Genomic DNA, 12,788 nt, shown 5'->3' on the forward strand with positions numbered 1-12,788 from the left:
ATTTTAAAAATTAAAATTTCCACCACTTTTTCTTAGGGGTTTTCTCTTCTTTATTTTCTGCCTGTTCATTTCTTTTATTGAATGAAAAAGCCAGTCTCTGATAAGGCACTTTGATATCGAAATACAGCTGTGTTCCGTCATCCAGTGTAAGTACATCCATTATTTTATCTCCATCCTTGACCAGACTTTGTGAAACATCCTGTTTATTGAAGTGATGTCTGATCAGATCTCTTTCGTCGGAAATTCTTGTGATCATATAAGGAGAATCTTTGGTTCCGTCTCCGGTTTTTTCAAGGCAATCAAAGATAAGCTGTGCTATGGTCATTTCAATATTCCGTCCTTTTTCGTCCCCCAGTTCTTTGTAAGCAAAATATTTACAGATATGCGCTCTGGGACTCAGTAAAATATTGACATTGACATATTGTATAACCTCTTCAAATTTCCCTTCATTAAGTAAATCCTGTAAGTTTTCAATATCTTCGGAATAGGGATCATATTCCGTATTACTGATCACCAGTTCACGGCATTTCAGGAATGTTTCTTTTGTAGGGTCGGTTAAAAATTCAAATACTTTCTCATACGTTTTCATTATGGTCTTCGGTTATAGTTTTTAGTTCTCGCCAGAATGCATCTTTGTACATTCCGAATTCGGCTATTAGTAGTTTATTAATGAACGGAATTTCCGCAAGTTTATAATCTCTTTTTTCAACAATTCTTTCCAGATAAAGTTTCCTGTACGTCTTGTCTTGCAGTTCTTCTGTCCAGTTCACGTTCTTCAGATCAAGATCATACCCTACTCCGGAATAGTGAAACTGTGTCAGAATATTTTCCAGCATGGGAATCAGTGGATCATCAGGATCAACTGTATGTAAAGCAACCATAACCTGTGGTAAAAATCTCAGTGACAAGTCTGCAGATAAGATAGAAGGAATATCCCGTGTTCCTTTGAACCGGGGAATAAGATTGTCAATATTTTTTTCTGTATTTTCTCTGATCAGATAAAGCTGTGCACTATGGTAGAGCACCTTGGCAGCCCAAACAGCGGTTTCTTTGCTGCAGGTCAATTGATCAGATAAAAATTCAAGTCTTTCTTTTTCGAATTCAGCTTCAAAATAATCTCCTGCTTCCGCCTCTTCCTGAGGGGAAATTTGCTGTAAGTTTGAAAAAAGAGTAATACATTCTTCCTTACGAAGCAAAAATATCGTGTCTAAAAACGGTGACTTGGTTTCCATGATCTAACAAAAATAAAATTATTTCGTTGAGAATAAAATTTTTGTGGAGAAGATTCTTTTTAAATATGGATTCTTTGAAGTTATCCTAAGGTTGGAAAGCGCAAAGGCGCCAGTGGGTAAGCATTGTAATACTTTTTAAGGCGTGAGAACATTTCGAATTCGCTGAATGTGAGGTTTTCAGCAAGGTAATTCTTACAATCTAAACCTTTTAGGTTTTAAAAACCTACAATGTTTGAAATTACATATTTATTACTATACTAAAGATTGCTTCGTCGCTAAAGCTCCTCGTAATGACTTAGTGTGATACAATTTCAATAATATTATTTTCCGGATCAAGGATGACGCTTTCGTAATATCCGTCTCCTGTGGTACGCGGTTCTCCAGCCACTTTATATCCATCTTTTCTCAGTATTTCTGTAAGTTCGTCTACTTTTTGTTTATTGTCTACAGAAAATGCAAGATGAATAATTCCGCACTGCTGGGATTCATAAGAGTTTTCGCTTTCTTTGATATCTGGTCTGGTCATGATTTCAAGACGGCAGCCATTTTCAAAACTTAAAAAATAGGATTGAAAGTTTTTAACCGGATTATGGTATTTTTCATTGGAAACTGCTCCAAAATATTTCTGATAAAATGCTCTGGATTGTTCAAGATCTTTCACCCAAATGGCAATATGCTCTATTTTCACTTTTAAAATGTTAAATGTTTTACTTCTGCAAAAGTAGCCGGTCTGCTTTCACGATACCTGCTCTTCGTTATTCTTTTATTGTTCTCTGTTTACAAGGTTAGGTTTTGGATTATACAAAGGACTTTATTTAAAATATTATTTAAAGCATTTATTAATAATATCTTATATATTCTATTAATAAGAAGAGGTTTCATTGTTTCCATTTTCGTAATTATATAAACAAACTAAAAGTTATTATCTTTGTCCCATTCAAAAAAACATTATGAGTATTCACATCAGTGCAAAAAAAGGAGAAATTGCTAAAGTAGTATTGCAGCCGGGGGATCCGCTTCGTGCACAGTATATTGCTGAAAATTATTTAGAAAATGCTAAACTGGTAAGCAAAACCAGAGGTATTTTTTATTATACAGGGCTTTATAAAGGTAAAGAAATCACTGTAGGAGCGAGTGGAATGGGTTTCCCAAGTATAGGAATCTATTCTTTTGAGTTATTTACAGAATATGAAGTAGATACGATCATCAGAATCGGGACTTGTGGTGCTTACAATACAGATCTTCAACTTTTTGACATCTTAAATATTGACAAAGCTGCCAGTGAAAGTACGTATGCCAAATATGCATGGGGAATTGAAGACGAAATCCTTTCTCACCAGGGGAATATCTTTAATACCATCAACGAAACGGCTAAAGATTTATCTTTAAATGCTAAAGCCATCAATATCCATAGTAGCGATATTTTCTACAGAAAAGATCCTAACACTCCTGAAATTGCTACCAAATACAACTGTCCTGCAGTAGAAATGGAAGCTTTTGGTTTATTTGCCAATGCTCAGCATTTAGGAAAAAATGCAGCGACTATTCTTACGGTAACGGATATTATTCCTACCCACGAAAAAATCTCTGCAGATGAAAGAGAAACAGCTTTGAATCCAATGATGGAACTAGCTTTGGAATCGGCTATAAAGAGTTTGTAAGAAATAAATTCATTATAAAAAAAGAGCTTTACTTCATCAGTAGAGCTCTTTTTTATAGTCTGAAAAAATTTCTGGCTGTTTCTGTAGTATCATCTGCCACTTCAGAAATGCTGATCTTCTTCAGATGGGCAATGGTTTGTGCTACATAAGGTAAAAATGAAGGTTCATTTCTTCTGTTCTGCATTCTCGGCATATTCTTCGGAAGCATAAATGGGGCGTCTGTTTCAATCATCATCCTGTCAAGAGGGACATATTTTATAACGTCTTCAAGGTGTTTAAATCTTTTCTCATCACTGATGGCTCCTGTAAATCCTAAATAAAATCCTTTATCCAGATAAGTTTTTGCTTCATTCAATGTTCCGGTAAAGCAGTGTACAACGGCTTCAGGTAACTTTGAAAGACAGTCATCTGTGATTTCATTAAATCTTTTAAATGCGGATCTTTCATGAAGAAAAAGGGGTTTGTTTACTTCAATGGCGAGTTCAAGCTGTGCCTGATAACATTTTTCCTGCAAAGGTCTGGGAGAGAAATCACGGTCAAAATCCAATCCGCACTCTCCTACTGAAATCACATGATCCTGCTTTAATAGTTTTCTGAGCTCATCAATACTTTGTCCATTAAAAGATTTGGCATCGTGGGGATGAATTCCGGCTGTTGAAAATAAAATTTCGGGATATTCTTGTGCAATTTCCGCAGATTCTTTGCTTCCACGTATGCTGGTTCCGGTGAGAATCATATGTTCAACCCCCTCGTCCAAAGCACGGTTAATAATTTCTTCGTGTTCATTATAGAATTGTTTATTGGTCAGATTAATGCCAATATCAATATAAGTATTCATTCTTTTACTTTTTATTATTGGTTACTTTTAGTTAAAAAAATAGAAACAGACCGGATTCGAACCGATGACCTTCCTTTGAATGGAATATTTTTCCAGTTAAACTACTGTTTCTTGTTTATGTTTCTGCTCTCAGAAGATTAAAGTATTCTGAAGCTGTAAGAGGTCGTATTTCTCCGGTAGGAGTTACTTTTTCTTTCAATTCGCAGATGAGCAGATCTCCCTGTCTCTTCAAGCATTTTATATAAGGAATCAGATTACTGTGTATTCTGAAGGTAGATGCAATGGCCGTTAAAGCATCGGATTTATAATCGGATTCTATCCACAGCCAGTGTTCTTTTTCCGTAGATGGGCACCAACATTTCACTGCATAAGAATATTCTGCTCTGCTCCCCCAGATGAACACTCCCAATTTACGGTTTTCAATTTCATGTACTTCATAACGGTTAACTTTTTGGGTTAGTTTTTCGTTTCCGTTTTCATCATACTCCTCGTAGGCAATTTCAATTTCTTTTTCATTGATCTTTCTGGATTCAAGTTTTTTCATCAGATTTCCTACGCCATAATAACTGAAGCAGAACAGTTTAAAATTCCGGTCTTCTGCTTTAAAGAATTCCTCATATTTCATCGGCTCCACTTCTGTCCAGAGACTTTCAATTTTTCCTAAAACCTTTGTAAAAAATGGAGTATTAAAAGACTCCCATTGTCTTTCATACTCACGGGTTTTGAAATTCTGAAAGCTGCTGTGTCTTAATTTTAAGATCGCAACCAGTTTTCTCATATGATAGCGCTTTTCCTGGAAAATATAAGGGAAAGATGTCCGTGAAATAATGAAATAATCTTTCGTAAGATGCAGATTATTATTTATTTTAAAATAAATATTCTTTGCGATATATTCAAAGCCATCATAGGTACCGTACAAATAATTGTTGATACATTCCAGCGCAGGAAACTTCAGGTCTTTCATTCTGGAATCTCCCCATTCCCCAAGATACTCCAACGATTTAAAATCTGTTGCAGGGTTCACATTATACAAAAACTGAATTTTCCCGTTCACTTTTTGAAGGTGTTCAAAACGATAGATTTCATGGATAATCAGATCTCCCACTTCAGCAATGTTAGGAGCGAACGTATTATAGGTATTGAAAAAGCCTTTCACATATCGAAGAGCATTCAGCTCGCACTTTTCAGAACCATTATACATGAAATTTCCAATAATATCAGTCAAAACCGGAAATGCCCCTCTACTTCCTCCATTGAGCATTATATTACCGGATTTTTCAAGTGCCGGAAAAGTGACATAAGAACCGTTTTCCATATGAATACTTCCGCTGGTTTCCTGAAGTACCGGAAATGAGACACCGGTATTTTCAAATTTCAGGTTACCAATCAACTTCTTCAGCATGGGAAAATGATGGGTAAATTTATGTCCGATATGATATTCACTCCTTATTCTACCATGAACAAATTCCAGATTCGGGAATGAAACATTTTTCCCTACAATGGTAATTTTACCACGTATTTCCCGGTGAGGAATTATAATATTATCTCCAAGAATATTGATATCAAAAATACCATCTTTCAAAAGCTCATCTGCCTGAAACTGGTACTGAACAGGAATAACATCTCTTGTTTTCAGCAACTTTCCATTTCTGGTATGTACTGTGGCATTCTTTACAGCAATACATCCTCCGATCGTTTCCAGGTTTTTAAAAGTGGCATCCACAATACACTTAAAATTACCTCTGACTTTTCTAAGCTCATTCATCATGGTATGGCAATGCATGGTAAAATGACGTTCTACTGTTTCAAGTACCGGAAGTTCACAATATTTTGCATCAATAGAAAGATTTCCAGCGATATATTTCAACTCCGGAAAGCGGCAGCCTTCACCACGCAAATACAAGCTTCCTTCTATTTCTGTACAATGAAAGGTGATGTTTTTAGCATAAACTTCTATCAAAGCATATTTATCAAAAACAATATCCGCCCAGTCTTCTTCGGAGAATATTTTATATTTTCTTATGGTATCAGTCGTATGCATTTTCTATGATTTGAGTTATCGGGTTATATTCCTGCTGGATATACTTTACAAAGTAATCACTTTCTATCCGCAGCATCTTATGTTCATTATGGGTGATAAAGGCATCTTCAGAAATCTGAAATGCTTCTGTAGTTCCGCTTTTAGCATAAATATGATATTGTTCTGTTTTCAACATATGCTGGTTGCTTGTTTTCTCAAGACAATATTCTTTATAATCCTTTGTATATTCTGCCAGATTATTAATTCTGTTCAAATAGTTTCTGTTGGTTTTCCTTTCTCTTACGGGGAGAATAGATTCTGTCACTTTCTTTCCTTTCACTAAACTTTCTGAGGCTTCTCTTTTTTGCTCCTGCATAGTCCTGCTTCTTTCTTTCAGCATTTCAGTTCTCGAACGCTCCAACGCTTTTTCCATTGGAGTTCTATCCCTCCTCTGTATAGGTACCGGAACCTGAATTTCATCAATAATGTTCAGATAAATCAATAGTTTTTTAAGCATGGTATAATATTTTAAAATGAAAGCCAAAGAGACCGGGATCGAACCGGCAACCTATCCTCCATGGATATGCTTTTCCAGATTAAGCTACTGCTCTGACTTTCTGATTGGGGAGATAAGCACGATTCGAACGTGCATCAATTCCGGGCAGGGAATCATTTTTCCGTTAAACTATTATCTCCATTGTTTGCATTGGAAGTACCGCAGGATTTGAACCTGCAGCTCGTCCCTGCTGAGGACGTATTCTTCTCCTTTTGAACTATGTACTCCTGTGAAACGGACGGGAATCGAACCCGCAGCCGTTGACGTGGATGGTCAAAGCTCTTCCGTTGAGCTACCGTTTCAATAGTTGGGAGATAAGCAGGAATCGAACCTGCAACTCATTTTAGCAAAATGTATTTTTCCATTATTACTATTATCTCCGTATGGATTTTACCAGGTATGAACTTTATAGTTTTTCAATAAAACTCCACTGAAGTAATTTCCTTTTATTCCTTCTATCACAGGGTGCATAATTCTGGCCGCCCCATCCACAGAATCCAGCGGGGGAATATATCCCATCTCAAACTGTTTCTTTCTAAGACTTTCTTTGGCTCCTGTAGAAATCCACCCCACATCTACGGCACTCATATAAATCTGATCATTTTCAAATTCTTTTGCAGAAGTGAGGGTCATCATATTCAGAGCTGCTTTTGTCATATTGGTGTGCGGATGAAAAATCGTCTTATTTTCGTAGCTGAAAATTCCTTCTGATGAAGTGACATTGATGATAAATTTTTCTTTAAAAGCAGAGTTTTTCATCAATGGTTTCAACTCTTTGATCAGAAAATAAGGGGCAATATGATTGATGAGGTTCACCTCTACCAATTCAAACATAGAAACTTCTTCCAGCGTAGAATTCCAGCTTGTTTTTTCTCTGTTATCTACCGGCTGTCCAAAACGGGTAAGTGCAACCTGCGTTTCTTCATTTTGAGCATATTCCAGTTTTGCTGTTTCATTTGAAATTTCCGTGTGGTTTGGAATCAGGGTATGAATATCTTTAAATGCTATCAGTTTTTCTTTTTCGCGTTTTATAATTGGCAGATAGTATTCGTCGGGATATTTAATGGTCTGGGCTGCATTATTGATCAGAATATCCAGCGTATCAAAATTCAACTTATAAAAATCAATAAAATCCTGGATTGCCTTCAGATTTCTAAGATCTAGGCCATAGATCCAAAGTCTGTCTTTCCAGTTTTCATAATCTGCCTCCTGCTGCATAAGCTCCATTGCCAATGCCGGAAAACGGGTTGTCAAAACCAAATTGGCCCCGCTTCTCAACACCTTCAATGCAGTAGCAAAACCCACCTTCACTCTTCCTCCTGTCAGGATTAAATTTCTTCCCGTAAGATCAGCTGTTTCAAAACGCTTTTCATAGTTTTCTCCGGCACATACGGGACACAATCTGGAATAGAAAGAATGAGCATACTGATAACTTTGGTTACAGCAGTAGCAGTTTTTGGGAATCTGAAGCTTTGTAAGTCTCACTTCTTCCTTTTCATCATCATAAAAAGCAGAAATACCAGCCAATGCTTTCTGCATCAGTACCGCATTGGAATTTATCGCCAGATCATGAGACCTCATCTCAGAATAGTTTTCATGACGGCTTTGTCTTTTGGCATTTTTATGAATTTTGGTAATCAGTCCTGAAAATGTTTTATTATCAGGGTTCAGGAAAGGGGTTTCTTTCAAGGAATTAAGTACCTTGAGACATATTTCCCATTCGTCGGCTGAAAATTTTTGTTCTGATTGATTCATAGCTTCTGTTTTATGTCTGCAAAACTAGAAGCATGGTACGCAATGTTTTTACGCAGTTAAAAATTAAGATAAAAAAGACGAAAAACGAAAAGGTGCAATAGTTTTATGAGTAAAAGCAGCATAATCTGCGGGAACTTTTTTTCCCACAGATTTCACAAATGACACAGATGTTTGTATTTATTCGTTGATAAATTTTTCGAGAAAACCGATCAGCTTTGTTCCTCCGTGACTCCAACGAATTCCATGGCCTTCTTTTTCCCGGACTTCAAAAACCAGCTCATGCTTGTAATGGAAGAAAACATTCCACCAGGTTTTATGATCAAGGATGTCATTGATTTTTGCCATTACTTTTTCCTGCTTCTGTTGGTTATTTCCTTTTATCTCTCCCCAGAAATCATCATCCATTCTTCCAATATGCTTTTCCCAGGCTCTTTGTGCAATGGTAATTTCATTGTTGAATGGTTCTTTGCAGGCATTGATCAACGTTGCTTTCAAAGGCGGAATAGCATTTTCATCACGGATGCTGGCAGAGGTGAGCCTTTGTCCTAAAACATTCAGCCAATGTTCAAAAGGAATTTCTTCCAGAAGTTGAACTTTTACCTCATCTGAATCATTATTATCAAGAATCTTCATCAATTTTTCAAAGCTTTCTTTCCTGTCAATAATTATTTCTTCATTAAAATAAGGAAGGTGCAATTCTAAAGTATTGTCCTTAAACTTCTGGATATTTTTTTCCAGATATTTCAGATGTTCTTGTGCTAAAATGGCTTTGTATTGGCTTTTCCATGTTTCGGAGAACAGGGCAATATAAGGTTCGAACGGATTCATATTTTACTTCATTTTGATCAGATTAACAGGAATACTTTCTTCTGTAATCAAATATCCGATCAGATTAAACCATTCTTTACAGTGGTCCAGAATCCAGGCATCTGAGGAAATAACGATGGCTGAACTTTCTGCCAGGAATTTATCGGGATTGTATTGCAGATCTGCATCCCAATTGAGCTGATGCTCTTCGGCAAATTCCAGAATAATCTGTTTGATTCTTCCACTGTTGGAAACCGGCTTATCAAAGATCCATACCAATTGATCAATCTGACTTTTCCGGTAAAAAGAAGCTACCAATTCTACTGCTCTTAAGGTTTGATTCACTCTTTTATAAGTTCCATGCACACCTGAAAGATCACGGATACAGCCATCCAATCCTTCAAAAACATAAGCTTCGGAAAGCAGACTTTCCAGTAAAATAAGAACATTGAACCCATCAAGATATACCGTTTTATCTTTCAAATCTGAAGTACCAACATGCTTCAACTGTCTGTTATCAAGCTGTTGAATGGATGCTGACGCTCCCCTCAATGCTTGTATCTGACGGGTTTTCAGTCGATACCTGTTACCCACAAGATCAGAAGCCGCTTTTTCCGGATACTCTCTGCTCAACAGATACTGCATGTCTTCAACAGCCAGTCTCAGTTTGGAGATCTGATTTTCTGAGCCAAATAAGGTATCATCACCAGTATTTTTTCCGCGGTTTCTGTTATTCATATTCAAAAATAGAATTTTTGGTGAATTTTTATGGTAAGAAATTGATTTTAATAAATAATGCTAAAAACCACCCCGTCAAAAATTCTTTGAATTTTCGCCACCCCTCCAAAGGATGGGAATTGGGTACTTTTGATGCAAATTTTGGACATAATACCATTTTTCTCATTCTGAACTGGGATCTGTTATGTTTTTTACAACAAAAGAGATATTTTATACAACATATTAACATTGATTAGGGATAAGTTTGCAAAGACTTAAAAATACCCTTATGAATACACTGAAAAAATTATGTTATCTGTCTGCTGCTATACTGTTATCAGCATCTTTTGTTTCATGCTCAAGTGATGACAATGAAATAAGTATTGAACAACAGACTCCCTCACAGCTATTGTCTTCTACTCCATGGGAAACTACAGCAGCCAAAGATAAAAATGGAAATAATGTAGCCCTTACCGATGCCAGCGTAGCCGGATATGTAGGTTTTGCTTACTTCAAAGCAGATGGAAAGTTTGCAATTTATAATCTGACTGACATATTAAGATCTATGGGAACATGGTCTGTAGATGCTCAGGGTAAAACAAGAACTATTGCAGCATTAAACCCGGATGGGACTACTATTTTCACCCGTGATGTTGAAATTCTTGTTTTGAACAGAAATGAGTTCACCTACAGAATTCGTCCTAACTCCAGCGATCAGTCAGTTTACTATGATATCATCCATACAAGAACCTCTCATGCGGAGCCAACGAACGGGCAGCTTACCCTGGCTTCTACTCCATGGGAAACTACTGGAGCTAAGGATAAAAGCGGAAATAATATTGCATTAAATGATGCCAGTGTAGCCGGATTTGTGGGATATTCTTACTTCAAGGCCAACGGAACTTTTAAAATTTTTGGGTTAAATGATGTATTAAGATCCGAAGGAACATGGTCTATCTCTCCGGATGGAAAGAAAAGAACACTTACCACTCCTACTTTTACCCGTGTTGTAGATATTCTGGTACTGAACGAAACAACATTTACTTACAGAATTACACCTGATGTTGCAAATCCATCTGTATTTTACGATATTATTCATTCCAAGGTCAATCATAAAGAACCTTTGTAGTGATTATTTTTTTGATAAGAAGGAAGAAACCGGGCCAATAATGGACCGGTTTTTATTTTTCCAGTTCTATCGGATTATCATATGCCAGGTTTTGTTGTTGCTCTCTTTGCTTTTGTCGTACAATTTCCTGCCCTTTTAAAATTGTCGTTCCATAGCTTGCCAGTACAGCAGCGGCATTTTCTCTGGCAGTCTTTAATGCCTGTTCCAGTTTTGGCTGTGTAGTTTCTATGGCTTCTGTATATCTTCTTTTATTAATCTTAACAGGCTTACCTTTTAGTTCAGCAGTGGGTACGGATTTTACAAGTTCAAAATCAAAATCTCCTGTTTCATCAGCTATTTTGATGATCAGTCCCGGCAATCCACCAAATTTATAGGGACCATAGGGAAATGGAATTTCAGTGGAATACCATGCCACCCAGATTCTTCCTCTATAGCTGAGTTCGGCTTTTTTGCAGTGTAGTGTATTAATTATTTTTGATTCATTAATAAGTTTCCAGCCGTTCATAACGGGTTGCTTATACGTAAGCAATGACATTCCGGCTAACTGGAAATATTGTATATTTTCATTGGTCTGTAATATGGTGGAGAGAAATCTTGTTTTGGGTACTGATACTCCTGCAAGGCTAAGACTAATGCTTCCATCCGGATTCTTTGTTGTCTGCAGAGAGTTTTCTATCACCGAATCTCTTTTAAGAGATTGAACACTTGTAAAAAATGCCCGGTTATTACTTACCTGTAATGAGAACAGCTCCTCATGAATGTAATCTGTTTGTGTATTTAACCTGCCTTTTAAGCGGTATGTAAAATCTCCCTGCAAAGTATCTTTTTCATAGGATTGAGCGTATGATAAAATACTGTAAAGCAAAATCAATAATGTTATTAGTTTTTTATAGTAGTACATAAAGGGTTTTAATTATATATAGTCTTCCCACCATTTTTTCCAGACTGTAGTTCCCAACTGATCCAGATCTACTTTTTCTCCAATCATCGGAAGGGTTATAGGTATATTATTTTCTTCTGCATGTTTCGAAGCGAGCTCCAAAGGTTCATACCAGATGTGCTGGGCAAGTTTGAATTTAGAATTGTGTACCGGGATAAAATTTTTGGCTTTCAGTTCTTTTATTTCTGTGATCAACTGATCTGGCAGCGTATGAATATAGGGCCATTTTTCATTATACTGCCCATTTTCCATTACGGCTAAATCAAATGGTCCATATTTTTCCCCTATTTCTGTAAAATGATTTCCATAACCGCTATCACCGCCTAAAAACAGATTTTTCGCAGGTGTTTTTAAAACAAAGGAAGTCCAGAGTGAGATATTACGGTTCAGCAATCTGCCGGAAAAATGTCTTGCCGGAGTGAGTGTAATTCTGAAGCCTTCTGCAATGTCTATACTTTCCCACCAGTTTTTTTCGATAATTTTATCAAAGCTCCAGCCCCAATATTCGAAATGCTGTCCGGTTCCCAAACCACAAATAACTTTACCTACTTTATCTTTTAATTCATGAACGGTTTTATAATCAAGATGATCCCAATGGTCGTGGGAAATAAGCAGAAAGTCTATTTCCGGCATATGTTCCGGTTTGTAATAATCTGCCCCCTGAAAAGCTTTTATAGAACCGGGCATTGGAGAAGCATTTCCACTGAAAACAGGATCTATAAGAAATTTCTTTCCATCCAGCTGTATAAAATAGGAGCTGTGCCCAAACCATACCAACACATTTTCATCCGGACGAAGATTCTTAAGGTCAGTCACTATAAACGGGAGAGCGATTTTTGGTGATGTATTTTCTACTTTGCACAAGCTTTGAAGGAGCAACTTAGTCATGCTTTCTCCTTCTAACAGCGCCGGGGTTGTTAATATATTCTGAAATCGCCCGTTGAGGTAATTCGGTAGTGTATTGAAATATTCTTTCCTTTTTTCATCCGGAAACTGTCCGAGCTGCTTTTTTAAACTTTTCATTCATTTAATTTTAAATCCAGTCATAGTTTCCAGAGAATACACCCTGTTTTATTAACCGGAAAACCTTAATATAAAATAAATATAAGCATAAGATTTTGAGATATAAAAAT

General features: G+C 36.6%; 13 protein-coding genes and 4 tRNA genes. 2 read left to right on the forward strand and 15 right to left on the reverse strand.

What is annotated here, in order from left to right:
• Window positions 1-10: 10 nt before the first annotated feature.
• The 3 genes from A1704_RS18685 to A1704_RS18695 form a co-directional block, all read right to left on the reverse strand.
• Window positions 11-589, reverse strand: coding sequence for a DUF4919 domain-containing protein (locus A1704_RS18685; protein WP_062675552.1), 579 nt, complete (start codon window positions 587-589; stop codon window positions 11-13).
• The gene (locus tag A1704_RS18690) at window positions 576-1,232 is read right to left on the reverse strand and encodes a hypothetical protein (protein WP_062675553.1); all 657 of its coding nucleotides are present in this window, start codon (window positions 1,230-1,232) and stop codon (window positions 576-578) included. The genes A1704_RS18685 and A1704_RS18690 overlap by 14 nt, the downstream gene beginning before the upstream one ends.
• 295 nt (window positions 1,233-1,527) lie before the next feature.
• Window positions 1,528-1,920, reverse strand: a complete 393-nt coding sequence (locus A1704_RS18695; protein ID WP_062675554.1) for a VOC family protein — start codon at window positions 1,918-1,920, stop codon at window positions 1,528-1,530.
• A 262-nt stretch (window positions 1,921-2,182) separates the two neighbouring features.
• On the opposite strand from A1704_RS18695, the gene deoD reads away from it, so the two are divergent.
• A complete protein-coding gene (gene deoD / locus A1704_RS18700; protein ID WP_034693505.1) occupies window positions 2,183-2,893 on the forward strand; it encodes a purine-nucleoside phosphorylase in 711 nt (236 codons plus the stop codon).
• Window positions 2,894-2,945: 52 nt separating this feature from the next.
• On the opposite strand, the gene A1704_RS18705 is transcribed toward deoD, so the two are convergent.
• The 10 genes from A1704_RS18705 to A1704_RS18745 all read right to left on the reverse strand — a co-directional run bounded on the left by A1704_RS18705 (window position 2,946) and on the right by A1704_RS18745 (window position 9,607).
• A complete protein-coding gene (locus tag A1704_RS18705) occupies window positions 2,946-3,731 on the reverse strand; it encodes a TatD family hydrolase (protein WP_062675555.1) in 786 nt (261 codons plus the stop codon).
• Between the two features lie 115 nt (window positions 3,732-3,846).
• A complete protein-coding gene (locus tag A1704_RS18715; protein ID WP_062675556.1) occupies window positions 3,847-5,772 on the reverse strand; it encodes a hypothetical protein in 1,926 nt (641 codons plus the stop codon).
• Window positions 5,759-6,268 (reverse strand): hypothetical protein, encoded by a 510-nt coding sequence (locus tag A1704_RS24095; RefSeq protein ID WP_062675557.1) that lies wholly within the window; start codon window positions 6,266-6,268, stop codon window positions 5,759-5,761. Before A1704_RS24095 ends, A1704_RS18715 begins: the two co-directional genes overlap by 14 nt.
• A 23-nt stretch (window positions 6,269-6,291) precedes the next feature.
• Window positions 6,292-6,363, reverse strand: a tRNA-Pro gene (locus tag A1704_RS18725).
• A 10-nt stretch (window positions 6,364-6,373) separates the two neighbouring features.
• Window positions 6,374-6,446 (reverse strand) — tRNA-OTHER (locus A1704_RS24545).
• A gap of 13 nt (window positions 6,447-6,459) precedes the next feature.
• Window positions 6,460-6,535 (reverse strand) — tRNA-Ala (locus A1704_RS24550).
• A gap of 2 nt (window positions 6,536-6,537) precedes the next feature.
• Window positions 6,538-6,609 (reverse strand) — tRNA-Gly (locus A1704_RS18730).
• Window positions 6,610-6,697: 88 nt separating this feature from the next.
• Entirely contained in the window at window positions 6,698-8,062 is a 1,365-nt protein-coding gene (locus A1704_RS18735; protein WP_062675558.1) for an SDR family NAD(P)-dependent oxidoreductase, read from the reverse strand.
• A gap of 177 nt (window positions 8,063-8,239) precedes the next feature.
• The gene (locus tag A1704_RS18740) at window positions 8,240-8,890 is read right to left on the reverse strand and encodes a hypothetical protein (RefSeq protein WP_062675559.1); all 651 of its coding nucleotides are present in this window, start codon (window positions 8,888-8,890) and stop codon (window positions 8,240-8,242) included.
• Between the two features lie 3 nt (window positions 8,891-8,893).
• Entirely contained in the window at window positions 8,894-9,607 is a 714-nt protein-coding gene (locus A1704_RS18745; protein WP_062675560.1) for a DUF434 domain-containing protein, read from the reverse strand.
• A 268-nt stretch (window positions 9,608-9,875) separates the two neighbouring features.
• Between A1704_RS18745 and A1704_RS24555 the strand changes: the two genes are divergently transcribed.
• Window positions 9,876-10,715: a DUF4822 domain-containing protein gene (locus A1704_RS24555; RefSeq protein WP_065119682.1), complete on the forward strand. Its 840-nt coding sequence runs from the start codon at window positions 9,876-9,878 to the stop codon at window positions 10,713-10,715.
• 52 nt (window positions 10,716-10,767) lie between these two features.
• Here A1704_RS24555 and A1704_RS18755 read toward each other — a convergent pair whose 3' ends face one another.
• Window positions 10,768-11,616 (reverse strand): GLPGLI family protein, encoded by an 849-nt coding sequence (locus A1704_RS18755; RefSeq protein ID WP_062675561.1) that lies wholly within the window; start codon window positions 11,614-11,616, stop codon window positions 10,768-10,770.
• Window positions 11,617-11,628: 12 nt separating this feature from the next.
• A complete protein-coding gene (locus A1704_RS18760; protein WP_062675562.1) occupies window positions 11,629-12,678 on the reverse strand; it encodes an MBL fold metallo-hydrolase in 1,050 nt (349 codons plus the stop codon).
• Window positions 12,679-12,788: the final 110 nt, after the last annotated feature.

Source organism: Chryseobacterium cucumeris (genome assembly GCF_001593385.1).
Taxonomy (GTDB): domain Bacteria; phylum Bacteroidota; class Bacteroidia; order Flavobacteriales; family Weeksellaceae; genus Chryseobacterium; species Chryseobacterium cucumeris.

What these genes read in the sequence shown, in the direction of transcription:
- A1704_RS18685 (WP_062675552.1), bottom strand. Translation starts at nt 589, where the DNA reads ATGAAAACGTATGAGAAAGTATTTGAATTTTTAACCGACCCTACAAAA.
- A1704_RS18690 (WP_062675553.1), bottom strand. Translation starts at nt 1,232, where the DNA reads ATGGAAACCAAGTCACCGTTTTTAGACACGATATTTTTGCTTCGTAAG.
- deoD (WP_034693505.1), top strand. Translation starts at nt 2,183, where the DNA reads ATGAGTATTCACATCAGTGCAAAAAAAGGAGAAATTGCTAAAGTAGTA.
- A1704_RS18705 (WP_062675555.1), bottom strand. Translation starts at nt 3,731, where the DNA reads ATGAATACTTATATTGATATTGGCATTAATCTGACCAATAAACAATTC.
- A1704_RS18715 (WP_062675556.1), bottom strand. Translation starts at nt 5,772, where the DNA reads ATGCATACGACTGATACCATAAGAAAATATAAAATATTCTCCGAAGAA.
- A1704_RS24095 (WP_062675557.1), bottom strand. Translation starts at nt 6,268, where the DNA reads ATGCTTAAAAAACTATTGATTTATCTGAACATTATTGATGAAATTCAG.
- A1704_RS18735 (WP_062675558.1), bottom strand. Translation starts at nt 8,062, where the DNA reads ATGAATCAATCAGAACAAAAATTTTCAGCCGACGAATGGGAAATATGT.
- A1704_RS18740 (WP_062675559.1), bottom strand. Translation starts at nt 8,890, where the DNA reads ATGAATCCGTTCGAACCTTATATTGCCCTGTTCTCCGAAACATGGAAA.
- A1704_RS18745 (WP_062675560.1), bottom strand. Translation starts at nt 9,607, where the DNA reads ATGAATAACAGAAACCGCGGAAAAAATACTGGTGATGATACCTTATTT.
- A1704_RS24555 (WP_065119682.1), top strand. Translation starts at nt 9,876, where the DNA reads ATGAATACACTGAAAAAATTATGTTATCTGTCTGCTGCTATACTGTTA.
- A1704_RS18755 (WP_062675561.1), bottom strand. Translation starts at nt 11,616, where the DNA reads ATGTACTACTATAAAAAACTAATAACATTATTGATTTTGCTTTACAGT.
- A1704_RS18760 (WP_062675562.1), bottom strand. Translation starts at nt 12,678, where the DNA reads ATGAAAAGTTTAAAAAAGCAGCTCGGACAGTTTCCGGATGAAAAAAGG.